At 67.7% G+C, this 22,927-nt stretch carries 21 protein-coding genes and 1 pseudogene; 16 read left to right on the forward strand and 6 right to left on the reverse strand.

Going from position 1 to position 22,927, the window contains the following annotated elements; all coding sequences use genetic code 11:
* The first annotated feature begins 58 nt into the window (after window positions 1–58).
* The 10 genes from ftsH to phoR all read left to right on the forward strand — a co-directional run bounded on the left by ftsH (window position 59) and on the right by phoR (window position 11,548).
* Window positions 59–1,948 carry an ATP-dependent zinc metalloprotease FtsH gene (gene ftsH, locus F3J10_RS15325; RefSeq protein WP_013697365.1) on the forward strand — a complete coding sequence of 630 codons (1,890 nt, stop codon included), beginning with the start codon at window positions 59–61 and terminating at the stop codon, window positions 1,946–1,948.
* A 156-nt stretch (window positions 1,949–2,104) separates the two neighbouring features.
* Complete coding sequence (folP, locus tag F3J10_RS15330) at window positions 2,105–2,911, forward strand: dihydropteroate synthase (protein WP_223997817.1); 807 nt, start codon at window positions 2,105–2,107, stop codon at window positions 2,909–2,911.
* A gap of 28 nt (window positions 2,912–2,939) precedes the next feature.
* Window positions 2,940–4,295 carry a phosphoglucosamine mutase gene (gene glmM / locus F3J10_RS15335; RefSeq protein ID WP_166911997.1) on the forward strand — a complete coding sequence of 452 codons (1,356 nt, stop codon included), beginning with the start codon at window positions 2,940–2,942 and terminating at the stop codon, window positions 4,293–4,295.
* Between the two features lie 532 nt (window positions 4,296–4,827).
* Entirely contained in the window at window positions 4,828–5,859 is a 1,032-nt protein-coding gene (pstS, locus tag F3J10_RS15340) for a phosphate ABC transporter substrate-binding protein PstS (RefSeq protein ID WP_025099653.1), read from the forward strand.
* 122 nt (window positions 5,860–5,981) lie between these two features.
* Complete coding sequence (gene pstC / locus F3J10_RS15345) at window positions 5,982–6,959, forward strand: phosphate ABC transporter permease PstC (RefSeq protein WP_013697369.1); 978 nt, start codon at window positions 5,982–5,984, stop codon at window positions 6,957–6,959.
* The gene (gene pstA, locus F3J10_RS15350) at window positions 6,956–7,852 is read left to right on the forward strand and encodes a phosphate ABC transporter permease PstA (RefSeq protein WP_025099652.1); all 897 of its coding nucleotides are present in this window, start codon (window positions 6,956–6,958) and stop codon (window positions 7,850–7,852) included. Before pstC ends, pstA begins: the two co-directional genes overlap by 4 nt.
* 15 nt (window positions 7,853–7,867) lie before the next feature.
* On the forward strand, window positions 7,868–8,716 hold the full coding sequence (gene pstB, locus F3J10_RS15355) for a phosphate ABC transporter ATP-binding protein PstB (protein WP_025099651.1): 849 nt from the start codon (window positions 7,868–7,870) through the stop codon (window positions 8,714–8,716).
* Between the two features lie 16 nt (window positions 8,717–8,732).
* Window positions 8,733–9,437, forward strand: coding sequence for a phosphate signaling complex protein PhoU (gene phoU, locus F3J10_RS15360; RefSeq protein WP_013697372.1), 705 nt, complete (start codon window positions 8,733–8,735; stop codon window positions 9,435–9,437).
* 29 nt (window positions 9,438–9,466) lie between these two features.
* Window positions 9,467–10,168 carry a phosphate regulon transcriptional regulator PhoB gene (gene phoB, locus F3J10_RS15365; RefSeq protein WP_025099650.1) on the forward strand — a complete coding sequence of 234 codons (702 nt, stop codon included), beginning with the start codon at window positions 9,467–9,469 and terminating at the stop codon, window positions 10,166–10,168.
* A gap of 66 nt (window positions 10,169–10,234) precedes the next feature.
* On the forward strand, window positions 10,235–11,548 hold the full coding sequence (gene phoR / locus F3J10_RS15370; protein ID WP_025099649.1) for a phosphate regulon sensor histidine kinase PhoR: 1,314 nt from the start codon (window positions 10,235–10,237) through the stop codon (window positions 11,546–11,548).
* A gap of 133 nt (window positions 11,549–11,681) precedes the next feature.
* Here phoR and ppk1 read toward each other — a convergent pair whose 3' ends face one another.
* Window positions 11,682–13,745 (reverse strand): polyphosphate kinase 1, encoded by a 2,064-nt coding sequence (ppk1, locus tag F3J10_RS15375; RefSeq protein ID WP_025099648.1) that lies wholly within the window; start codon window positions 13,743–13,745, stop codon window positions 11,682–11,684.
* A gap of 355 nt (window positions 13,746–14,100) precedes the next feature.
* On the opposite strand from ppk1, the gene ppx reads away from it, so the two are divergent.
* A complete protein-coding gene (gene ppx, locus F3J10_RS15380; protein ID WP_017918444.1) occupies window positions 14,101–15,615 on the forward strand; it encodes an exopolyphosphatase in 1,515 nt (504 codons plus the stop codon).
* 88 nt (window positions 15,616–15,703) lie between these two features.
* Here ppx and F3J10_RS15385 read toward each other — a convergent pair whose 3' ends face one another.
* The 3 genes from F3J10_RS15385 to F3J10_RS15395 form a co-directional block, all read right to left on the reverse strand.
* Entirely contained in the window at window positions 15,704–16,156 is a 453-nt protein-coding gene (locus tag F3J10_RS15385) for a hypothetical protein (RefSeq protein ID WP_013697377.1), read from the reverse strand.
* Window positions 16,157–16,401: 245 nt separating this feature from the next.
* Complete coding sequence (locus tag F3J10_RS15390; protein ID WP_025099647.1) at window positions 16,402–16,800, reverse strand: hypothetical protein; 399 nt, start codon at window positions 16,798–16,800, stop codon at window positions 16,402–16,404.
* Window positions 16,801–16,865: 65 nt separating this feature from the next.
* Window positions 16,866–18,638, reverse strand: a complete 1,773-nt coding sequence (locus tag F3J10_RS15395; protein WP_167242411.1) for a peptidase S10 — start codon at window positions 18,636–18,638, stop codon at window positions 16,866–16,868.
* A 136-nt stretch (window positions 18,639–18,774) separates the two neighbouring features.
* Between F3J10_RS15395 and F3J10_RS15400 the strand changes: the two genes are divergently transcribed.
* Window positions 18,775–18,948 carry a hypothetical protein gene (locus F3J10_RS15400; RefSeq protein ID WP_167242412.1) on the forward strand — a complete coding sequence of 58 codons (174 nt, stop codon included), beginning with the start codon at window positions 18,775–18,777 and terminating at the stop codon, window positions 18,946–18,948.
* 197 nt (window positions 18,949–19,145) lie between these two features.
* On the opposite strand, the gene F3J10_RS15405 is transcribed toward F3J10_RS15400, so the two are convergent.
* Window positions 19,146–19,835: a DJ-1/PfpI family protein gene (locus F3J10_RS15405; protein ID WP_025099645.1), complete on the reverse strand. Its 690-nt coding sequence runs from the start codon at window positions 19,833–19,835 to the stop codon at window positions 19,146–19,148.
* 147 nt (window positions 19,836–19,982) lie between these two features.
* Between F3J10_RS15405 and F3J10_RS15410 the strand changes: the two genes are divergently transcribed.
* Complete coding sequence (locus F3J10_RS15410; protein WP_205195325.1) at window positions 19,983–20,981, forward strand: helix-turn-helix domain-containing protein; 999 nt, start codon at window positions 19,983–19,985, stop codon at window positions 20,979–20,981.
* A 154-nt stretch (window positions 20,982–21,135) separates the two neighbouring features.
* Here F3J10_RS15410 and F3J10_RS15415 read toward each other — a convergent pair whose 3' ends face one another.
* Window positions 21,136–21,459 (reverse strand): hypothetical protein, encoded by a 324-nt coding sequence (locus F3J10_RS15415; RefSeq protein WP_166912003.1) that lies wholly within the window; start codon window positions 21,457–21,459, stop codon window positions 21,136–21,138.
* Between the two features lie 194 nt (window positions 21,460–21,653).
* On the opposite strand from F3J10_RS15415, the gene F3J10_RS15420 reads away from it, so the two are divergent.
* The 3 genes and pseudogenes from F3J10_RS15420 to F3J10_RS15430 all read left to right on the forward strand — a co-directional run.
* Window positions 21,654–21,947 carry a hypothetical protein gene (locus F3J10_RS15420; RefSeq protein ID WP_167242413.1) on the forward strand — a complete coding sequence of 98 codons (294 nt, stop codon included), beginning with the start codon at window positions 21,654–21,656 and terminating at the stop codon, window positions 21,945–21,947.
* 91 nt (window positions 21,948–22,038) lie between these two features.
* A complete protein-coding gene (locus F3J10_RS15425; protein WP_167233959.1) occupies window positions 22,039–22,407 on the forward strand; it encodes a chemotaxis protein in 369 nt (122 codons plus the stop codon).
* 88 nt (window positions 22,408–22,495) lie between these two features.
* A pseudogene (locus tag F3J10_RS15430) lies at window positions 22,496–22,927 on the forward strand (transport-associated protein); the annotation flags it as partial.

Raw genomic sequence — 22,927 nt, forward strand, 5'->3', positions numbered from 1 at the left:
CCACGGGAGTGCCGCAGGAAAACTGCGGGCGCTCTTCTATGAGTGAAGGAGTGGTGCTTTGAACAACAATATGTTCTCGAAAGCGGCAGTGTGGCTCGTGATCGCACTGGTGCTGTTTACAGTGTTCAAGCAGTTCGACAAGCCCCGCGTCCAGGAAGGTGTGTCGTATTCGCAGTTCATGGACGACGCCAAGGCCGGCAAGATCAAGAACGTGATCGTGCAGGGGCGCAACCTCACCGTCACTCCTGCCGAAGGCCAGAAATACCAGATCGTGTCGCCTGGCGACATCTGGATGGTCGGCGACCTGATGAAGTTCGGCGTCCAGGTGAGCGGCAAGGCCGACGACGAGCCCAACGCGCTCGTCTCCGCGCTGTACTACCTGGGGCCGACGCTGCTGATCATCGTGTTCTGGTTCTACATGATGAGACAGATGCAGGGCGGCGGCAAAGGCGGCGCCTTCTCGTTCGGCAAGTCGCGCGCGCGGCTGATCGACGAGAACAACAACGCCGTGAACTTCTCCGACGTCGCGGGCTGCGACGAAGCCAAGGAAGAAGTCTCCGAGCTGGTCGATTTCCTGCGTGATCCCCAGAAATTCCAGAAACTGGGCGGGCGCATCCCGCGCGGCGTGCTGCTGGTCGGCCCCCCGGGTACCGGCAAGACGCTGCTGGCGCGCGCCATCGCCGGCGAGGCCAAGGTGCCGTTCTTCAGCATCTCGGGTTCGGACTTCGTCGAAATGTTCGTCGGCGTGGGCGCGGCCCGCGTGCGCGACATGTTCGAGCAGGCCAAGAAGCACGCGCCCTGCATCGTGTTCATCGATGAAATCGACGCGGTCGGTCGCCATCGCGGCGCCGGCATGGGCGGCGGCAACGACGAGCGCGAACAGACGCTGAACCAGATGCTGGTCGAGATGGACGGCTTCGAGGCCAACTCGGGCGTGATCGTGATCGCCGCCACCAACCGTTCCGACGTGCTCGACAAGGCGCTGCTGCGCCCGGGCCGTTTCGACCGCCAGGTCTATGTCGGCCTGCCCGACATCCGCGGCCGCGAGCAGATCATGCGCGTGCACCTGCGCAAGGTACCGATCTCCAACGACGTCGACGCGGCCGTGCTGGCGCGCGGCACGCCGGGCTTCTCGGGTGCCGACCTGGCCAACCTGGTCAACGAGGCGGCGCTGTTCGCCGCGCGTCGCGGCAAGCGCATCGTCGAGATGCAGGACTTCGAGGACGCCAAGGACAAGATCTTTATGGGTCCGGAGCGCAAGTCGGCCGTGATCCGGGAGGAGGCCAAGCGTGCCACGGCGTATCACGAAGCCGGCCACGCGGTGGTCGCCAAGCTGCTGCCGAAGGCCGATCCGGTCCACAAGGTCACCATCATCCCGCGCGGTCGCGCGCTGGGCGTGACCTGGCAGTTGCCGGAGCACGACAACGAGACCTACTCGAAGGACTACCTGCTCGACCGTCTCGCGATCCTGTTCGGCGGCCGTGTGGCCGAAGAGCTGTTCATGAACCTGATCAGCACCGGCGCCTCGGACGACTTCAACAAGGCGACCCAGACGGCCCGCGCGATGGTGACGCGCTTCGGCATGACCGATGCGCTCGGGCCGATGGTCTACGCCGACGACGACAACGACGGTGGCCCGTTCGGCAAGGGCTTCACGCGTGCCATCTCGGAAGCGACGCAGCAGAAGGTCGATGCGGAAATCCGCCGCGTGATCGACGACCAGTACAGCCTGGCGCGACGCCTGCTCGACGAGAACCGCGACAAGGTCGAGGCCATGACGGCCGCGCTGATGGAGTGGGAAACCATCGACGCCGACCAGATCAACGACATCATGGCGGGCCGCCCGCCGCGCTCGCCGAAGAGCAGCGGCAACGTGCCGCCGGCGAGCGATCCTTCGGGCGGCGCCGGCGCCGAAGTCAAGCCGGGCAACGCGACCGCGCCGGCATAATCCCGCCACGGGATTCCAATCGACGGGCTGGTGTGAATCACACCGGCCCGTTTTGTTTCTGCTTCCGGATCATTCGATTTGAGCGTTTCCCAACCAATCCTTCCACCGTCGCTGCAATGCGGCCGCTTCACGCTGAGTTTCGAGCGCCCGCTGGTGATGGGCATCCTGAACGTGACCCCCGATTCGTTTTCCGACGGCGGGCGCTACATCGCGCGCGACGCCGCGCTGCGCCAGGCCGAGCAGATGCTGGCCGAGGGCGCCGACCTGATCGATATCGGCGGGGAGTCGACCCGCCCCGGCGCACCGCCGGTGCCGCTCGACGAGGAACTGGCGCGCGTGGTGCCGGTGGTCGAGGCGCTGCAGGCGATGCGCGTGCCGCTCTCGATCGACACCTACAAGCCCGAGGTGATGCGCGCCACGCTCGCGGCCGGCGCGGACCTGATCAACGACATCTGGGGCTTTCGCCAGCCCGGCGCGCTCGAAGCGGTGAAGGACAGCGGCTGCGGGCTGTGCGTGATGCACATGCTGGGCGAGCCGCGAACCATGCAGCTCGGCGAGCCCGACTATCTCGACGTGGTGGCCGAGGTGCGGGCGTTCCTGGCCGGGCGCGCCGCGGACTTCCTCGCGGCCGGCATCGCCGCCGAGCGGATCAGCGTCGATCCGGGCTTCGGTTTCGGCAAGGCCACCATCGAACATAATTACGCCTTGCTGGCGCGCCTGCCCGACACGGCGCCGCCGCGCCCCGACGGACGCCCGTATCCGATCCTGGCCGGCATGTCGCGCAAGTCCATGCTCGGCGCGCTGATCGGCAAGCCGCCGGCCGAGCGCGTGGCGGCCAGCGTGGCCGCCGCGGTCTGCGCGGCCGAGCGCGGCGCGGCCATCATCCGCGTGCACGATGTGGCGGCCACCGTCGACGCATTGAAGATCTGGGGCGCCGTGCGCGACGCGGCACGCCTCGCCTGAGAGAGAACATACGAGGAGGAATGCATTCATGGGACGTCGTTATTTCGGTACGGACGGGATCCGCGGCCTGGTCGGCGAGTCGCCGATCACGCCCGACTTCGTGCTGCGGCTCGGTTACGCGGCCGGCAAGGTGCTCGCGCATTCGAAGGCGCGCGCGGCGAGCGGCCGCCCGACCGTGCTGATCGGCAAGGACACGCGCGTCTCGGGCTACATGCTCGAGGCCGCGCTCGAGGCGGGCTTCTCGGCCGCCGGCGTGGACGTGATGCTGGCCGGGCCGATGCCCACGCCGGGCGTCGCCTACCTGACGCGCGCGCTGCGCCTGGCCGCGGGCGTGGTGATCAGCGCCTCGCACAATCCCTATCACGACAACGGCATCAAGTTCTTCTCGGCCGACGGCAACAAGCTGCCGGACGAGACCGAGGCCGAGATCGAGGCCTGGCTCGACAAGCCGCTCGCCTGCGAAGCCTCCGACGGGCTCGGCAAGGCGCGCCGGCTCGACGACGCCAACGGCCGCTACATCGAGTTCTGCAAGAGCACCTTCCCGGCCTCGTTCGACCTGCGCGGCATGAAGCTGGTGGTCGATTGCGCCAACGGCGCCGCCTACCAGATCGCGCCGCACGTGTTCCACGAGCTGGGCGCCGACATCGTGCCGATCGGCGTCAAGCCGAACGGTTTCAACATCAACGACAAGGTCGGCGCGACCGCGCCGGAGGCGCTGATCGCGGCCGTCAAGGAAAACGGCGCCGATCTCGGCATCGCGCTGGACGGCGACGCCGACCGCCTGCTGGTGGTCGACGCGGCCGGCCGTCTCTACAACGGCGACGAGCTGCTCTACGTGCTGGCGAAGGATCGCATCGAGACCGACGGCAAGGTGCCGGGCGCGGTCGGCACGCTGATGACGAATCTCGCGGTCGAGGTCGCGCTGGGCAAGCTCGGCGTGCCCTTCGTGCGCGCCGCGGTGGGCGACCGTTACGTGCTCGAGCAGTTGCGCGAGCGCGGCTGGCAGCTCGGCGCCGAGGGCTCGGGCCATATCCTCTCGCTCGACCGCCACTCGACCGGCGACGGCATCGTCTCGGCGCTGCTGGTGCTGGCGGCGCTCAAGCGCAGCGGCAAGACCCTGGCCGAGCTGCTCGAGGGCGTGGCGCTGTTCCCGCAGACGCTGATCAATGTGCGCATGAAGGCCGGCGCCGACTGGAAGGGCGAGGCCTCGATCCAGGCGGCGATCGCCGCGGCCGAGCGCGAGCTCGGCGAGAGCGGGCGCGTGCTGATCCGCGCCTCGGGCACCGAACCGGTGCTGCGCGTGATGGTCGAGGCGCGCGAGGCGGCCGATGCCCAGCGCCATGCCGAGGCGATCGCCGGCGCGGTGCGGCTCGCGACGGCCTGAATCCGCGCCAGCGGAAACCACGACGGCGGCCAGGTTGGCCGCCGTTTTTTATTGGCGAGCCCGCGCAGGAGGGCGCCATGTTGTCGCAGGCGCACATGCGCCGAGATCATCGACCCGGGCGCGGGCCGGCGCCATTCCCGACTGATCCACTCAAGTACCTACCCCGGATTCCGCAGACGAAATCGTTTGCGCGTCCGTAATCCTTCCGTTTTATGACATTTCATCTAAGCTGCTTGAGCGCCGTCGCCGGTCCGCGGACCGGGTGAACAATCGGCGCTGACGTGCACGTTTACGATGCGCGAGCAGAGGGGGGAGAACCGCGCGGCGATGTCCTCGCGCCGCCCGGCAACCTGGCGCAAGCCTTGCCGGCCGGGCCCGCGGCGCCGGCGGCAGGCGATCGGCGAAGCCCGGGCGCCAGCTTTCGGTCTGTCATGTTGCTGTCACACCAGGTTCATTAATTGTCACATTACTGTCATGGACACCCCCTAATCTTCGCGGTGCCGTAGTCATCCGCTCACACACTGGAGGTCTCATGAAATTGATGCAAACCGCGTTTGCTGGTCTGGCCGGCGCGCTTTTCGCTGTCGCCGCTCACGCAGCCGACGTCACCGGCGCGGGCAGCACCTTCGCAGCCCCGATCTACTCGAAGTGGGCTGCCGAATACCAGCAAACCGGCGGCGCCAAGATCAACTACCAGGGCATCGGCTCGTCCGGCGGCCTGAAGCAGATCGACGCCAAGACGGTTGACTTCGCGGGCTCGGACGCGCCGCTGAAGGACGACGAACTCGCCCAGAAGGGCCTGTTCCAGTTCCCGACGGTGGTCGGCGGCATCGTTCCGGTGGTGAACGTCCCGGGCATCAAGGCCGGCGAAATCACGCTGTCGGGCGAAGTGCTCGGCGACATCTACCTGGGCAAGGTCAAGAAGTGGAACGACCCGGCGATCGCCTCGCTGAACCCGAAGGCCAAGCTGCCGGACCTGGACATCGCCGTGGTTCGCCGCGCTGACGGTTCGGGCACCTCGTTCATCTGGACGAACTACCTCTCGAAGGTCAACGACGAGTGGAAGACCAAGGTCGGCGAAGGCACCACGGTCAACTGGCCGACGGGCACGGGCGGCAAGGGCAACGACGGCGTCGCCGCCTTCGTGCAGCGCCTGCCGGGCGCGATCGGCTATGTCGAATCGGCCTACGCGAAGAAGAACTCGATGATCTACGTCGACCTGAAGAACGCCTCGGGCGCCGTGGTCACGCCGGACGCGAAGACCTTCGCGGCAGCCGCTGCCGGCGCGAACTGGTCGAAGTCGTTCTACCAGATCCTGACGAACGAGCAGGGCAAGGACGCATGGCCGATCGTCGGCGCGACCTTCGTGCTGCTGCACACCAAGCAGGACAAGCCGGAGCAGGGCGCCGAAACGCTCAAGTTCTTCGACTGGGCCTTCAAGAACGGTGGCAAGGCCGCGACGGACCTGGACTACATCTCGCTGCCGGCATCGGTCACGGCTGAGATCCGCAAGCAGTGGAAGACCAAGGTGACGGACGCGTCGGGCAAGCCGGTCGCGGAATAAGCCTCGGGCTGTAGCAAGTAGCACGCAAGCAAGTCGTGGTCGCGTCGTCCGGCATGTGCCGGGCGACGCGTGCGGTACCGGCGGGCGGCCCGTGGCCCCCGCCATCGAACCTTCAGGCGCCCATGTCCGACATTCCTCTCACGTCACGCCCCGCCGGCCAGATGCGCGCGCCCGGCCGGCTCGGCGACGTCATCTTCGGCGGCCTCACGCGCATCGCCGCGGTGGTGACCCTGCTGGTGCTCGGCGGCATCATCGTCTCGCTGATCATCGCCTCGCTGCCGACCATCGAGAAGTTTGGCCTCGGTTTCCTCTGGCGGTCCGAATGGGACCCCAACGCCGATGTCTACGGCGCGCTGGTGCCCATCTACGGCACCATCGCCACCTCGCTGATCGCGCTGATCATCGCCGTGCCGGTCAGCTTCGGCATCGCCCTGTTCCTGACCGAGCTGTCGCCCGTGTGGCTGCGACGCCCGCTCGGCATCGCCATCGAGCTGCTCGCCGCGATCCCCTCGATCGTCTACGGCATGTGGGGCCTGCTGGTGTTCGCGCCGATCTTCGCGGCCTGGTTCCAGAAGCCGCTCGGCCAGATCCTCGGCCCCGTGCCCTTCATCGGCGCGCTGTTCCAGGGCCCGCCGATCGGCATCGGCCTGCTCTGCGCGGGCGTGATCCTGGCGATCATGATCATCCCGTACATCGCCTCGGTGATGCGCGACGTGTTCGAGGTCACCCCGGTGCTGCTGAAGGAATCGGCCTACGGCATCGGCTGCACGACCTGGGAAGTGATGTGGAAGATCGTGCTGCCCTACACCAAGAGCGGCGTGATCGGCGGCGTGATGCTCGGCCTGGGCCGCGCGCTCGGCGAGACCATGGCCGTCACCTTCGTGATCGGCAACACCAACCTGCTCGACAATATCTCGCTGTTCTCGCCGGGCAACAGCATCACCTCGGCGCTCGCCAATGAATTCGCGGAAGCCGCGCCGGGCCTGCATACCTCGGCGCTGATGGAACTCGGCCTGATCCTGTTCGTGATCACCTTCATCGTGCTGACGATCTCGAAACTGATGCTGCTGCGCCTCCAGAAGGGAGAAGGCAAGAAATGAGCGAACGCGTCCTGAACATGCCGGGCGGCCAGTCCGGCGCCGCGCTCGAAGCGATGCGCTCGCGCCTGCAGGCGCGCCGCAAGCGCACCAACGCGCTCGCGCTGACCCTCTCGCTGGCGGCGATGGCCTTCGGCCTGATCTGGCTCGTCTGGATCCTCTACACCACGCTGCACCTGGGCATCGGCGGCCTGTCGGTCGAGCTGTTCACGCAGTCGACGCCGGCGCCGGACAGCGAAGGCGGTGGCCTGGCCAACGCGATCGTCGGCAGCCTGATGCTGGTCGCGCTCGGCACCCTGGTCGGCACCCCGATCGGCGTGCTGGCCGGCGTCTACCTGGCCGAATACGGCCAGAAGAACTGGCTCGCGAGCCTGATGCGCTTCATCAACGACATCCTGCTGTCGGCCCCCTCGATCGTGGTCGGCCTGTTCGTCTACGCGGTGGTGGTGGCGCCCTCGGGCCGCTTCTCCGGCTGGGCCGGGGTGATCTCGCTGGCGCTGCTGCAGGTGCCGATCGTGATCCGCACCACCGAGAACATGCTGAACCTGGTGCCCAACGCGCTGCGCGAGGCCTCGTTCGCGCTCGGCACGCCGAAGTGGCGCATGATCATGAAGATCACGCTGCGCGCCTCGATCGGCGGCATCGTCACGGGCGTGCTGCTGGCGGTGGCGCGGATCGCCGGCGAAACGGCGCCGCTGCTGTTTACGGCACTGTCGAACCAGTTCTTCTCGCTCGACATGTCCAAGCCGATCGCCAACCTGCCCGTCACGATCTACAAGTTCGCGATGAGCCCGTTCGCGCAGTGGCAATCGCTCGCCTGGGCGGGCGTCTTCCTGATCACGCTGGGAGTGCTGGGACTGAACATCCTGGCGCGCTCGATCTTCTCGAAAAAGTAACGGCGGAGCAATCCGATGAACATGGCAGAAAGCCACCTGAATCCGATCGAACACGGCAGCGCGCCCGCCGGCGGCAATGCGGCAAACGGCCAGCGCCCGCTCGCCCCGCTCGACGCGAAGATCGAAGTCAACAACCTGAACTTCTTCTACAACAAGTTCCACGCGCTGAAGAACGTCAACATGCGCATTCCCGAAGGCAAGGTGACTGCCTTCATCGGCCCGTCGGGCTGCGGGAAGTCGACGCTGCTGCGCACCTTCAACAAGATGTACGCGCTCTATCCCGAGCAGCGCGCCGAAGGCGCGATCATGATGGACGGCGAGAACCTGCTGGAATCGAAGCAGGACATCTCGCTGCTGCGCGCGCGCATCGGCATGGTGTTCCAGAAGCCGACCCCGTTCCCGATGTCGATCTATGACAACATCGCGTTCGGCGTGAAGATGTTCGAGAAGCTCACGCGCTCGGAAATGGACGACCGCGTCGAGTGGGCCCTGACCAAGGCCGCGCTCTGGAACGAGGTGAAGGACAAGCTCAGCCAGAGCGGCTACGGCCTGTCGGGCGGCCAGCAGCAGCGTCTGTGCATCGCGCGCGGCATCGCGATCCGCCCGGAAGTGCTGCTGCTCGACGAGCCGTGCTCGGCGCTCGACCCGATCTCCACCGGCCGCATCGAGGAGCTGATCGCCGAGCTCAAGAGCGACTACACGGTGGTGATCGTCACGCACAACATGCAGCAGGCGGCGCGTTGCTCGGACTACACGGCCTACATGTACCTGGGCGAGCTGATCGAGTTCGGCGACACCGAGAAGATCTTCATCAAGCCGGCCCGCAAGGAAACGGAAGACTACATCACCGGCCGTTTCGGTTGACGAGGGAGCGACAATAATGACCGACAAGCATCTGTCCAGCCAGTTCGACGCCGATCTGAACGCGGTGTCGTCCAAGGTCCTGGAAATGGGCGGCCTCGTCGAGGCCCAGATCACCGAGGCGATCCACGCGCTCAACGAGTTCGACCGCGAAGCGGCCGAGCGCGTGATCGCCAACGAGGATCGCCTGAACCTGATGGAAGTCGAGATCGACGAGGAGTGCGGCAACATCATCGCGCGCCGCCAGCCGGCCGCGCGCGACCTGCGCCTCCTGATGTCGATCTCCAAGACCATCACCAACCTCGAGCGCGCCGGCGACGAGGCCGAGAAGATCGCCAAGCGCGTGCGGCGCCTGGCCGACGAGCCGATCGCCCGCGGCGTGAACATCGCCGAGATCAAGGTCTCGGGCGAGATGGCCGTGACCATCCTGCGCCGCGCGCTCGACGCGTTCGCGCGCCTGGACACGGTGGCCGCCGCGCAGATCGTCAAGGACGACAAGGAAATCGACCTGGAATTCCGCGCCTTCGTGCGCAAGCTGGTCTCCTACATGCAGGAAGACCCGCGCACCATCTCGGTCGGCCTCGACTTCCTGTTCATCGCCAAGGCGATCGAGCGGGTCGGCGACCATGCCAAGAACATCGCGGAATTCATCATCTACATCGTGAAGGGCACCGACGTGCGGCACCAGCCGCGCGACCTGCTCGATCGCGAAGCCAATAGTTAACCCACGTCAGAGGACGCACCGAGGTGCCGATGCCCAGCAACATTCTCGTCATCGAAGATGAGCCCGCGATCTCCGAATTGATTTCGGTGAACCTTCAGCACGCGGGACATTGTGCGATTCGCGCGTACAACGCGGAGCAGGCCCAGAACCTGATCAGCGACGTGCTGCCTGATCTGGTCCTGCTCGACTGGATGCTGCCGGGCAAGTCGGGGATCGCCTTCGCGCGCGAACTGCGCAACAACGAGCGTACCAAGCACATCCCGATCATCATGCTGACCGCGCGCGGCGACGAGCAGGACAAGGTGCTCGGCCTGGAGATCGGTGCCGACGACTACGTCACCAAGCCGTTCTCGCCCAAGGAGCTGATGGCGCGCATCAAGGCGGTGCTGCGCCGCCGCGCGCCGCAGCTGACCGAGGACGTGGTCTCGATCAACGGCCTGCGCCTGGACCCGGCCACGCACCGGGTGGCGGCTGCCGCCGAGGGCAACGAAATCAAGCTCGACCTCGGCCCGACCGAGTTCCGCCTGCTGCACTTCTTCATGACGCATCCGGAACGCGTGCACAGCCGCACCCAGCTGCTCGACCAGGTGTGGGGCGACCACGTGTTCGTCGAGGAACGTACCGTCGACGTCCATATCAAGCGCCTGCGCGCGGCCCTCAAGCCGGCCGGCTGCGATGCTATGATCGAAACCGTGCGCGGCAGCGGCTACCGCCTCGCCAAGCACGCATGACGCGACGCGGCGCATGAAGCTGGCGCCGCGTTTCGCCTCCATCCCGTTTCCTGTCGAGCGCCAACCATGAACATCATCTGGGCGCGCTTTCTGGTGTCGCTCGTCCTGCTCGCGCTGGTCGCGACGCTTGCCGGCGTGACGATCGGCGTGCGCGCCGGCCTGGCCGTGGCCGTCGCGCTGCTGGTCGCGCAGGCATTCTTCAGCACCTTCCACACCCAGCAGCTCTGGCGCCTGCTCGATGCGCCCGTGTACGGCGAAGTGCCGAGCGCGCCGGGCATCTGGGGCGAGATCTACTACCGCCTGCACAAGCTCGCCAAGCAATGGCACGCCCAGGTGCGCCAGGTCGAGCAGCAGCATTCGCGCTTCATCCAGGCGATCCAGGCCTCGCCCAACGGCGTGGCGATGCTCGACGACCACGACCAGATCGAATGGTGCAATGCGATCGCCGAGCTGCATTTCGGGCTCGACGCCAAGCGCGACCTGCGCCAGCACATCACCCACCTGGTCCGCCATCCCGACTTCGTGCGCTATCTGAATGCCCAGCACTACGACGAGATGCTGGTGATGCGCGGCATGGGCGAGGGGCGCCAGCACGTGATCGCGGTGCAGGTGTTCCCCTACGGCGACAACCGCAAGCTGCTGCTCACCCAGGACATCACCGAGGTCGAGCGCACCGACGCGATGCGCCGGGACTTCGTCGCCAACGTCTCGCACGAGCTGAAGACGCCGCTCACGGTGCTCTCGGGCTTCCTCGAGACGCTGCGCGAGCTGCCGCTGTCGGACGAGGAGCGCGCGCGCTACCTCGACATGATGGAGCAGCAGGCCGGGCGCATGCGCAAGATCGTCACCGACCTGCTGGTGCTGGCCAAGCTCGAGGGTGAGGGCAAGCCGCCGACCGACAAGCCGGTCGACATGGACGACGTGCTCGGCCACCTGGAGGATGTCGCGCAGACGCTGTCGGCCGGCCATCACGAGATCTCCTTCGAGATCGACGACACGCTCAGCGTGACGGGCGCCGAGACCGAGATCTTCAGCGCGCTCGGCAACCTGGTGACCAATGCGGTGCGCTACACGCCCGAGGGCGGCAAGATCCGCGTCTGCTGGCGCCGCGACGGCTCGCAGGCGGTGTTCTCGGTGAAGGACAGCGGCTTCGGGATCCCGGCCGAGGACCTGCCGCGGCTCACCGAGCGTTTCTATCGCGTCGACCGCAGTCGCTCGCGCGATACCGGCGGCACCGGCCTGGGCCTGGCGATCGTCAAGCACGTGCTGCAGCGCCACGACGGCCAGTTGCTGATCCAGAGCGAGGAAGGGCGCGGCAGTACCTTCACGGCGCGCTTCCCGGCGCAGCGCACGGTGGTGCGCCGGCCGCGCGCGGCCTGAGGCGGGCGGGGCGGCAGCGGCCGTCCATCCGGTTCACGTGCCCCGTTCGCGGCGCGGCAAGCAAAACGCCACTCGCTAGCGAGTGGCGTTTTGCATTGCGCGGCGGTTGACGCGGCCCGGGACCGGCGCGGCCTCAGCCGCCGAACTTCTCCAGCAGGCCGAGCTGCGCGCTGCGCCGGGTCTTGCCCGAGCGGCGGCGCTTGTAGTGGCCGTCGCTCTGCATCACCCAGGCCGATTGATTGTCGCCGAGGAACACCGAGAGGCCCTCGGCGATCACACGGCGCTTGAGCTTGCGGTCGTGGATCGGGAAGGCCACCTCGACGCGGCGGAACAGGTTGCGATCCATCCAGTCCGCGCTCGACAGGTAGACCAGCTCGGCGCCGCCGGCATGGAAGTAGTAGATCCGGTGATGCTCCAGGAAGCGCCCGATGATCGAGCGCACCGTGATGTTCTCCGAGAGGCCCGGCACGCCCGGCTGCAGCGCGCACACGCCGCGCACGATCAGGTCGACCTTCACGCCGGCCTGCGAGGCCTCGTAGAGTTCGGCGATCACCGAGGGTTCGAGCAGCGCGTTCATCTTGGCGACGATGCGCGCGCGCTTGCCGGCGCGCGCATTGGCGATCTCGTTGCGGATCCCCTCGATCAGCTTCGGATGCAGCGTGAACGGCGACTGCCACAGCTCGTGCAGCTTGAGCTCGCCGCCGATGCCGGTGAGCTGCTGGAACACGTGATGGACGTCCTCGCAGATCCTCGGCTCGGCCGTCATCAGCCCGAAGTCGGTATAGAGGCGCGCCGTGCGCGGATGGTAGTTGCCGGTGCCCAGGTGCACGTAGCGGCGCAGCACGGTCTTGCCGCCGCGCTTCTCGCGGCGCACGATCAGCACCATCTTGGCGTGGCACTTGTGGCCCACCACGCCGTACACCACGTGCGCGCCCACCGCCTCCAGGCGCGAGGCCCAGTTGATGTTGGTTTCCTCGTCGAAGCGCGCCAGCAGCTCGACCACCACCGTCACTTCCTTGCCGTTGCGCGCGGCTTCCATCAGCGCGTCCATCAGCGGCGAATCGGTGCCGGTGCGGTAGATGGTCTGCTTGATCGCGACCACGTTGGGATCCTTGGCCGCCTCGCGCAGCAGCTCCAGCACCGGCTGGAAGCTCTCGTAGGGATGATGCAGCAGGATGTCGCCGCGATCGATCGCGTCGAACATCGAGGTGTCGTTGGCGATGGCCGCCGGCGTGGACGGCGCGTGCGGCACGAACTTCAGCTCGGGCAGGTCGACCAGGTCGGGCAACTGCATCAGCCGCACCAGGTTGACCGGGCCGTTGGCGCGATAGCAATCGCGCTCGTTGAGCTCGCTCTCGTCGAGCAGGCGGCGCACGATATGGGCCGGCGTGTCGGCCGAGACTTCGAGCCGCACCGCGTTGCCGAGGTGGCGCGCCGGCAGTTCGCCCTGCAGCGCCACGCGCAGGTTGGTGATCTCGTCCTCGTCGACGAACAGCTCGCTGTTGCGCGTGATGCGGAACTGGTTGCAGCTCCTGACCACCAGCTTCGGGAACAGTTCGCCCACGAAGCGCTGCATCAGCGAGCTGAGCAGCACGAAGCCGTGACGGAAGCCCGACAGCTCCTGCGGCATGCGTACCAGGCGCGGCAGCGCGCGCGGCGCCTGCACGATGCCGAGCAGGGCCTGGCGGCCGAAGGCGTCGCGGCCTTCCAGCTCGACCACGAAGTTCAGGCTCTTGTTGAGCACGCGCGGGAACGGATGGGCCGGATCGAGCCCGATCGGCGTGAGCACCGGCAGCAGTTCGTCGAGGAAGTAGGCGCGCGCCCATTCGAGCTGCGCCTCGCTCCAGGTATCGGTGCCGTGGAAATAGATGCCTTCGGTCTCGAGCGCCGGGAAGATGGTCTCGTGCAGCATCGCGTACTGCTTGTGCACCAGGCGTTGCGCGCGGTCCACCACCAGGTCGTAGACATGCTGCAGCGACATGCCGTCGGGCGACAGCGCGCCCGGGTTGTCGCGCATCTGCTCCTGCAGCCCGGCCATCCGGACTTCGAAGAATTCGTCGAGGTTGCTGCTGGTGATGCAGATGAAGCGCAGCCGCTCGAGCAGCGGCACCTGCGGATCGGCGGCCTGCGCCAGCACGCGCTCGTTGAAACCGAGGATGCCTAGTTCACGGTTGAGCAGCGGGTAGCGGATGGACATCGGCAGCGAGGATGGCAGATCGGGTGCGGCGGGCAGAAACGGAAGTTCGGAAATTCTCACGGTGCGATGACATCTTGATGACGTATTTGATCTTGTTCTGGAATGATACGGCCTGACATTCCATGATTTGATGACGACTTGATGACAATCACGGTTTTGTCTACAAATAATACGTCCGCCCGAGCGGAAACTCACCACCTGTTTCAATCGATACAAATCGCGGATACTGCGGTGGAGCGCGGCATGGCGCGATGATCCGACACCGCAAGCGCGCCAGCCTTTAGAATGTCGCGTTTGTCATGCACTGGGCCGGCACGGCGGCGACTTGCCGGCCTGAGAACGGAGCTTCTACCCGATGGTTACATCCCCGCAATTGCTCGCCGCCGTCGATCTCGGCTCGAACAGCTTCCGGCTGATCGTCGGCCGCGTCGAGGAAACTCCCGCGGGCAGCCAGATCTACCCGGTCGACGCGCTGCGCGAGCCGGTCCGTCTCGCGGCCGGCCTGTCGCGCGACAAGATGCTCGATCGCGCCTCGCAGGAGCGCGGTTGGGAGGCGCTCAAGCGCTTCGGCGAACGGCTGCGCGACTTCCACCCCGATCACGTGCGCGCGGTCGCCACCAACACGCTGCGCGTGGCGAAGAACGCCGGCGAGTTCCTGGTCGAGGCGGAAGCCGCGCTGGGTTTCCCGATCGAGGTGATCGCGGGCCGCGAGGAAGCGCGCCTGATCTACGCGGGCGCCGCGCATTCGGTGCCGGCCAGCGCCGGCAAGCGGCTGGTGGTCGACATCGGCGGCGGCTCGACCGAGTTCATCATCGGCCAGCACTACACGCCGATCGTGATGGAAAGCCTCTATATCGGCTGCGTGAGCCATAGCCGCCAGTTCTTCCCGGCCGGCAACGTCGACGAATACACCATGCGCCAGGCCGAGCTGGCCGCCAAGCGCGAAATCCAGATCATCTCGGGCGAGTACAAGAAGGCCGGCTGGGACCAGGCGATCGGTTCCTCGGGCACGGCCCGCGCGCTGGCCGAACTGGTCGAGGGCAATGGCTTCAACGACGCCGGCATCTCGCACGGCATCTCGCGCGGCGGGCTGGAGCGCCTGAAGCGCGCCCTGATCAAGGCCGAGAACGTCAATCGCCTGAAGCTGGTCGCGCTCAAGCCGGACCGCATCCCGGTGCTGGCGGGCGGCCTGTCGATCATGCTGGCGGTGTTCGAGGAACTCGGCATCGACTACGTCGACACCACCGACGGCGCGCTGCGCCTGGGCGTGCTCTACGACCTGCTCGGCCGGGCCCAGCACGAGGACATGCGCGCCGTGACGGTGGAAGGCTTCATGCGCCGCTACGGCGTCGATCGTCCGCAGGCCGATCGCATCGCCTCGCTGGCCACCAGCTTCTACGACCAGCTCGAACACACCGAGGACGTGTCCCGTGAGGAAGATCGCACCTTCGTCGGCTGGGCGGCCGCGCTGCACGAGATCGGCCTGTCGATCTCGCACAGCGCCTATCACAAGCATTCGGCCTATATCGCCAGCAATGCCGACATGCCCGGCTTCTCGCGTACCGACCAGGCTCGCCTGGCGGCGCTGGTGCTCGGTCACGCGGGCAAGCTCGGCAAGCTCTCGCAGTCGCGCGACGTCGAGTGGCCGCTGCTGTTCTGCCTGCGCCTGGCCGCGCTGCTGTGCCGTCGGCGAACCGATGCGGGCCTGCCCGAGATCTCGGTATCGGATGTCAAGAAGGGCGGCTACGAGGTCCGGCTGCCGAGCAGCTGGGTCGAGCAGAATCCGCTCACCGACTACAGCCTGAGCCAGGAAGCGGCGGAATGGGAGAAGGTCGGGATTCCGTATCGCGTGGTCTATACCGAGGCCTGACGCGCCTCGCTTCGGCCGGCCCGTTCCGGGGCCGCCCGTGCCTCGACGGCCGCACCCAGGTGCGGCCGTTGTCGTTTCCGGCCGATCCTTACGGGGTGCAGACGATCGCGGTCAGGAACGGGAAGGCGGCCTTCACGGTGGCCTGGCTGCCGGCGGCGCGCACCTTGGCCTCGACGGCGCTCTTCGAGCCGCGCACCACCACGCCGTAGCCCCATTCGTCGATCGGCTTGCCGTCGCCGTGCTGGAACAGCGGATCGTCCTGCTGGTAGCCGAGCACCACGTAGACCGAGAAGCCGTAGGCGCTGAGCGGGTGCTCGGTATGGAAGGCATTCATCGAGTTCGACTCGACATGCATCGGCTTGGTCTGGATGTCGCCGGCCTCGGCCAGCGGCGCGATGAAGCGATGGCCGTTCGACGAGCAGTCGAGCGCGGCGTCGAGCGCCTTGGGCTCGGCGGCGAGGGCGGCAGCCGAAGCGGCCAGGCTGATGGCGCCCAGCAGGGCGCAGGCGAGGCCGGCGGCCCCGAGACGGCGTGTTTTCATAGGCGGAAGATCGGTGATGTTGTTGTACTGGTCAACGAGGAAGCCGGCTGCCGAGGCGGCCGGCCCGCGATGCCCGGTGGCTTGAACAGGCCCTGGCCTGATCGTCCGGTATGTGACCGATCATAACGAAAACGCGGCGGCGGCGCAGCCTGGCCGCCGCCTGGCTGCATCCGCCCCGCCCATGGCGCGGGCGGGGCGGGTGGGCGAGGGCGTGCCGTGCCGCCGCGTGCTGCCGCTGCGGCCGCTTACTGCTGTTGCTGCAGGTACTGCCTGACCTGCTGCATGCTCACGCGGCCGCTGTGCGCGGTATCGATCTGCTCGAAGTTGCGCGCGATGAAGGGCAGGCCGTCGGCCTGGGCCTGGGCCTTGGTGATCGACTGGCCGTTGGCCAGCGCGCTGTTGGCGGCCAGGCTCGAGGCCAGCCGCGACTGGGCCTGCTGGGCCAGGTCGCTGCCGGTGGTGGCCGCCGAGGGCGCGGCGATCGGGCGGCGCGGCAGGAACGGGCCGTCCACGCCGCCCTTGAGCGGCACCGGGGTGGAGACGGCCTGTTGCGCGGCCGCCATGGCCTGGGTGGCCGGCAGCACCGGCAGCGCGAGCAGCAGGGCGAGCGCGAGCAGGCGCGCGATCGGATGGGATTGGATCATGGCTTGTCTCATCGATGAGGTTGGCGAACGCGGGCCGCCCGACGGGCGGCGCCGCGCCTGTCGGTTCAGCGGGCCGCGACCGCGGTCTTCAGCGTCGGCGTGCCGGCCGGGCTTTCGTCGGGCCAGGGCGCCGGCAACTGCGCCAGCGACAGCGCGTTCGAGATCGGCTGGTTGGCGAAGAACGAGACCAGGTCCGACCTGAGCTGCGGCCGCGCGACATTGTCGAGATAGATCATGTGGCCGCCCTGGTAGAAGGTCATCTGCAGGTTCGGATTCAGGCCCGGCACCGTCTGCAGCCGCGCGAGCTGGTTCTCGGTCAGGAAGAACGGCGTGGCCAGGTCGTGATAGCCGTTGGCCGACAGCACCTTCAACTGCGGGTTCAGCTGCAGCGCCGCGAGCAGGTCCGGGATCGTGTCCGGCACCGCCTGGCCCGCGTGGCTGAAGTCCCAGGCGCCGATGATGTCGTTGTTGAGGGTGGCGTAGGTCGCGTTCGGCGCCTCGAAGCCGAGCTCGTTGGGCAACTGCGTGGCCAGCGCATTGGTGAAGGGCTGGGTGATCAGGATGTCGGAGGGATCCGAATCCTGCTGCAGGCGCGGGTCGCTGCTCGGCAGGATCACGCGGCCATCGTAACGGCCGATGGTCGAGCCCGGTACCAGGTTGGTGCCGTAGTAGTCGTTGCCGAAGTAGGCGTTCAGCGAGGCGACCGACATGTTGGTCTGCGTCGACCATTGCGACAAGGTGTTGTTGTCGGGGAAGGTCGGGTTCGGCACCAGCGGGCTGCCGGCGAAGAAGAAGGTCGGCGCGTAGGTGGCCAGCTGCGAATACTGCGCGGTCACGAAGTTCTGGATCTGCAGCGCGAACTGGCCGTTGCTGGTCGGCGCCGGCGAGACCTGGTTGAAGTAGGCCGCCACCTGGGCATAACCGAGGAAGTAGCCGATCATGCCGTCGGTCGTGTACTTCAGCTCCAGCGCGTTGTTGGCTGCGTTGCCGTTGGTGATCGCGTAGGTTTCGCCCGGATCCGCGAAGTAGTTGAGGATCGAGGATTGCAGCACGATGCCGGTCAGGTTCACGCCGGCCGATTCGACCGACAGCGCGAGCATGTCGGTGCGCGGCGTGCCGTAGGACTCGCCGTACAGGTAGAGCGGCGAGCTCGCGCGATTGTTCACCGCGATGTAGCGGCGGATGAAGTCGCGCATCACGCGCACGTCCGGGTCCGCGCCCCAGAAGGTCTGGTTGGTGTTCGGCGCGATCGCTTCCGAGAAACCGGTGCCGGGCGGGTCGATGAACACCATGTCGGTGGTGCCGATCAGGCTCTCGTCGTTGCTCACCAGCGGGAAGTTCGGCCAGTTCGTCATCAGCGGATCGGGCGTGGCCACGCGGGTCGGCGCGAACGAGCCGAGCCGCAGCCAGACCGAGGAGGAGCCGGGGCCGCCGTTGTAGAAGAAGGTGACCGGGCGCGGCTTGCCGTCCTGGCTCGGCGCCGTGTAGGCGACGTAGGACATGCTCGCCTCGGGCTTGCCGCTCGGATCGATCGCGGTGAGGTGGCCGGTGGTGGAGGTGTAGCTGACGGTCTTGCCGCCGCCGGTCCACTGGCGATGCATGACGGCCGCCGATTCGTTGACCTGCGAGGCCTGCAGGTTCGCGCCGGCGCTGGTGGAGTACGCGGTGTTGTCGGTGAAGGGATGGTTCGCCGAGGCGTCGACCGAGGCGATGCTGCTGCTGGTGCCGTCGCCGCCGCACGCGCTCAGCGCGAGCGCCGACATCGACAGGACGATCCCTCCGATTTGCCGAATCGCACGCTGCGATCCGCGACCCAGACCCTGGTTTCTCTCTTTCATTCTTGTTTCCTTTTCCTTTCGATTTATTTAAATCAATCAGGATGGTGATGCAATCGCGGCTTTATGGGCTTGAATTGCGCCAGATTCATTGTTTTTATGGTTTATCGACTCGCGTGGGTCGGCAAGCAGCGTAAGAATGAAAAATATTTGCGTCAATCGAAATTCGAAAAATTTCGTGTGGAGTTTTGTAACGGTGATTTTGTTGCGATGCGGCGCGATGGGCGGCGCCATCGTCAGGCAGGGCGGCCCTGAGCGGGAGATGGGGGAAGGTACCGGTTCCCGGCATCGGAAAAGGCAGGCGCGCGATTGACGGATTCGTTGCGCGGCGGGTGGTTCGAATGAACTATTCGGGTAATCGCGGAAAGTGGATTGGCTTATTAAAAATTTCTCGAATCTTTACCAATTGCTTTCATATGAAATCCAGCCGGCGGCTTAATAGTTTATTCCGCCTCGATGCAGTCGCGCGATAAGGCGCGCGCCCCTCGGGGGCGGGCGCGCGCCGGAATCTCAACGCCCGGTGCCGAGCCGCTCGGCGGCACGCTTCACCAGGGCCTCGCGGGTCGCGTAGATCGGCGCGTAGCGCTCGCGCACGGCCGCGACCACCTCGGCCGGCGCCGTCTCGGGGCTGCCGGCGTCGAACGGCGGCGCGGGCGCGTATTCGATCGACAACTGGGTGGCCTGCGCGACGGCGTCGCCATGCAGCTCGCGTGCGATGGTCAGCGCGAAATCGATGCCGGCAGTGATGCCGCCGCCGGTCACGAGGCTGCCGTCGCGAACCACGCGCTCGCGCACCGGCGTGGCGCCGAAGGCTTCCAGCAACGGCAGGAAGGCCCAGTGCGTGGTGGCGCGCCGGCCTTGCAGCAGGCCGGCCGCGCCGAGCACCAGCGAGCCGGTGCAGACCGAGCTCAGGTAGCGCGCGGTGCCGGCGGCCCGACGCAGGAAGGACAGGGTCGCATCGTCGAGCAGCAGCTCGCCGATGCCGCGGCCGCCCGGCACGCACAGCACGTCCACCGGCGGGCAATCCTCGAAGCGCGTATCGGGGCTCAGCGTCAGGCCATGCGCGGCCTGCACCGGCGCGCCGTCGCTGGAGACCAGGTGGACCGTCGTGTCGGGCAGGGCGGCGAACACGTCGTAGGGGCCGACCAGGTCGAGCGCCTGGACGCCGGGAAACATCAGCAATGCGATTCGATGGGACATGGCGAACTCCGCGGTGGAAATCCAAGAGGAAGATTTCGTGCCATGGTAGCCAGCGCATCGGGACGGGACAATTCGCTTGCCTGACAGGATCGGCAAATTTCCTGCCATCATGCGAGGCATCCCGCCGATCCCGTTCCTGGAGCCCCCATGTGCGCCGCCCTCGCCACCGTTTCCCATTCCGCCCGGCCGCCCCGGCGTGCCTGGTTCGTGCTGCCGCCGCGCGTGCACATGCTCGACCTCGGCGGCCCGCTGCAATTGATCGCCTCGCTGGCGCCGCTGCGCATCGCGGCGGTCGAGACCTGCTGCATCGCCGCGGGCGCGACCCTGGACAGCCATCAGGGCTTGCGGCTCGCTAATCTCGCGCCCCTGCCCGAGCGCGTGCCGGCCGGCGACTGGGTGATCGTGATCGGCTCGAAGCACGACTTCCGCGCGCCGCCGTCGGCCGAGTACGCGCAACTGGTGAGCTGGCTGCGGCGCGTGGTGGCGCCGCAGCGCGAGCGCATCGTGCTGGCCGGCGTCTGCACCGGCGCCTTCCTGCTAGGCGCGGCCGGGCTGCTGGACGGCCAGGCCTGCACCACCCATCACGCGCACCTGACGCGCCTGCAGCAGCGCCATCCCGAGGCGCGCGTGCTGGCGAACCGGCTGCTGGTCGACGAGGGGGCGCTGCTGACCTCGGCGGGCGTGGCGGCCGGCATCGATCTCGCGCTGCACCTGATCGCGAGGCAGTTCGGCGCGGCCGCCGCGATCGAGGTGGCGCGCGAGAACGTGGTGCCGTTCCGGCGCATGAGCGGCGACGCCGCGCTCGACGCGCAACTGCGCTATCGCGACCACGATCACGAGCTGATCCACGCGGTGCAGGATTTCCTGGTGGCCGAGCCGGCCTGCACGCTGTCCTATACCGAGCTGGCCGGGCGTTTCGCGCTCAGCTACCGACATCTCGCGCGGCGCTTTCGCGATGCCTGCGGCATCACGCTGAAGGCCTATCATCAGCAGTTGCGGATCGCGCGGGCCAGGCAACTGCTGCGCGACAGCGACGCGCCGGTCGAGCGGATCGCCGAGCAATGCGGCTTCGCGAGCGTGCAGGCGTTCCGCTCGGCCTGGCGGCAGATCGAGACGCTGTCGCCGAGCGCCTGGCGCGCGGCTTGAGTCGGGCCTGAGGCGGCGCGGCTGAAATGCTCCGCACGCGTGCCCGCCTCGCGCCGGCCGACGCGCTGGCCAAGCGCCAAGCGAGCCGCGGCGCGCCCATCCCGAGCCGGCGGTTATGGGGCAGGCAGGAGCGGGGCAGGCACGAGCGCGCGGATCAGTGGCTGCGCAGCAGCCGCTGCAGATAGTGCTCGCAGCGCGCGCGCAGCGCCTCCATCTGCGGCGAGTGCTCGTCGGCCAGCAGGCCGTCGACGAGGCCCGGGTGCTGGCCCGAGGTCGCGACCTCGTAGATCTCGCCGGCCAGGCCGCGCGCGGCCATCGCGATTCGAATCCGATCGAGCCAGTCGCATTCGACGCGATGGCCGGTCAGCCAGCCATGCGTCGCGGTAACGACGCGATCGGGCGGCATCCAGCGCCCGGTCTGAATGCGCGCGACCAACTGGCTCGTCACCAGGTAACGAAGCAGGTCGACTTGGGTCACAGAGCGTTCCTCCATGCTTGAACGGCGGCGTGGCGCCCGATGCGCCGCGTCGGGGCCGCGTCGGCGCGAATGGCCGGGGATGCGGCGGCGTTTCCCGTGTTTCCCGCCGATTCAGCAAGCCCCGTGCCACTCGGGCGGTGGCGGGCGGCACGCGGCTTGCTGCGCTTCAGGGTCCATCCAACACCGGAGGTCCTATGCAACACGATCCGACACGACCAGTGTGGCGCGCGCTCGCGATGGGCGCGCTGTGCGCGGCGCTGCTTGCCGCCGCCGGCTGTTCGAAGCAGAGCGACAGCGGCGGCGCGGGCACCGCGCCCTCGGCATCGAGTTCGGCGAGCGACAGCGGCGCGCAACCGGGCGCCGCGACCGGCGTGACGCCGGCGCCGATGTCGCCGGGTGCCGCCTCCGACGCGACGGGCGCCTCGGGTGCCGGCGATTCGTCCGGTGCGTCCGGGGCCATGGCCGCTTCCGGCGCCTCGGGCGGCTGAACGCGAACCCCTGAGCGCGAATCGCGCGAACCCTGAACGCCAACCCTCCCGCCGGCCGCTCGCCGTGCCGGCGGTTCAACCAGGAGGCCGAATGAACAGCACCCTGAACCCCGATAACGAGCCGCTCGACCCGGATGACGGCCGGCCCGTCGCCGATACGCTCGGCCCGAGCGATTCCTCCGACAGCGGCAGCGACACGCGCGGCGCGAAGCGTCGCCCGTTCGACATCGACAGCGAACTCGACGCGCATGCGCTCGAACGCGGCGAGGCGGCCGGCGCGGCCGGTACCGATCGCGCCGGCACCGGCGAGCGGGCCTCGGCCGATGGCGATGCGGGCCTGGTCGACAACGAGGACATCGAGCCCGATCGCACCGATCGCCTGGTGGGCGACGACGACGAGGACGCCCGGGCGCCCGACCCGACCTTGCCGGCCGGCGGAGCGGGATCCCGTCGCCGTTGATCCGGGAAATCTTTCAATAGGATTGAAGTAAACGACGAATCCGGCCGCGCCGGGATCCGGCCGGCCCCTACCGATCGAGGAGGAAGCGATGCAAGGACGCCATCCGAATCGCTCGCGACAAGCCCGCGAGCCTGCGAACTGGCAGGAGCGCAACGAACGCGCGTACTGGGGCAGCGACGAACGCGACCTGCCGCATTACGACGACCTGCTGCTGCCCGACGATGAACGCGATATCGATTTTCACGACGCCCGCGACCAGTTGCCCGGCGATCGGTTCGACGAGCGACGCTGGCGCGCCGGGCCGCGCGAAGCGGCCGGCCGCGATCGCGACGTTCCCCGGCCGCGCGAGCGCGACGGCTCCGACGAGGCGTATCGAGAGGCCTACCGCGAGGCATACCGCCAACCTCTCCGCCCGGACGCAAGAGCGGGGGCGGGGGGCGAGCCGGGGCGTCGCGGCGAGCCCTCGCGGGTACACGGCGAATCGCGGCGCCCGGGTGCCGACGCTCGCGGGCCGGGCAAC

The organism is Burkholderia sp. Cy-637, assembly GCF_011753175.1.
Taxonomy (GTDB): Bacteria; Pseudomonadota; Gammaproteobacteria; order Burkholderiales; family Burkholderiaceae; genus Burkholderia; species Burkholderia gladioli.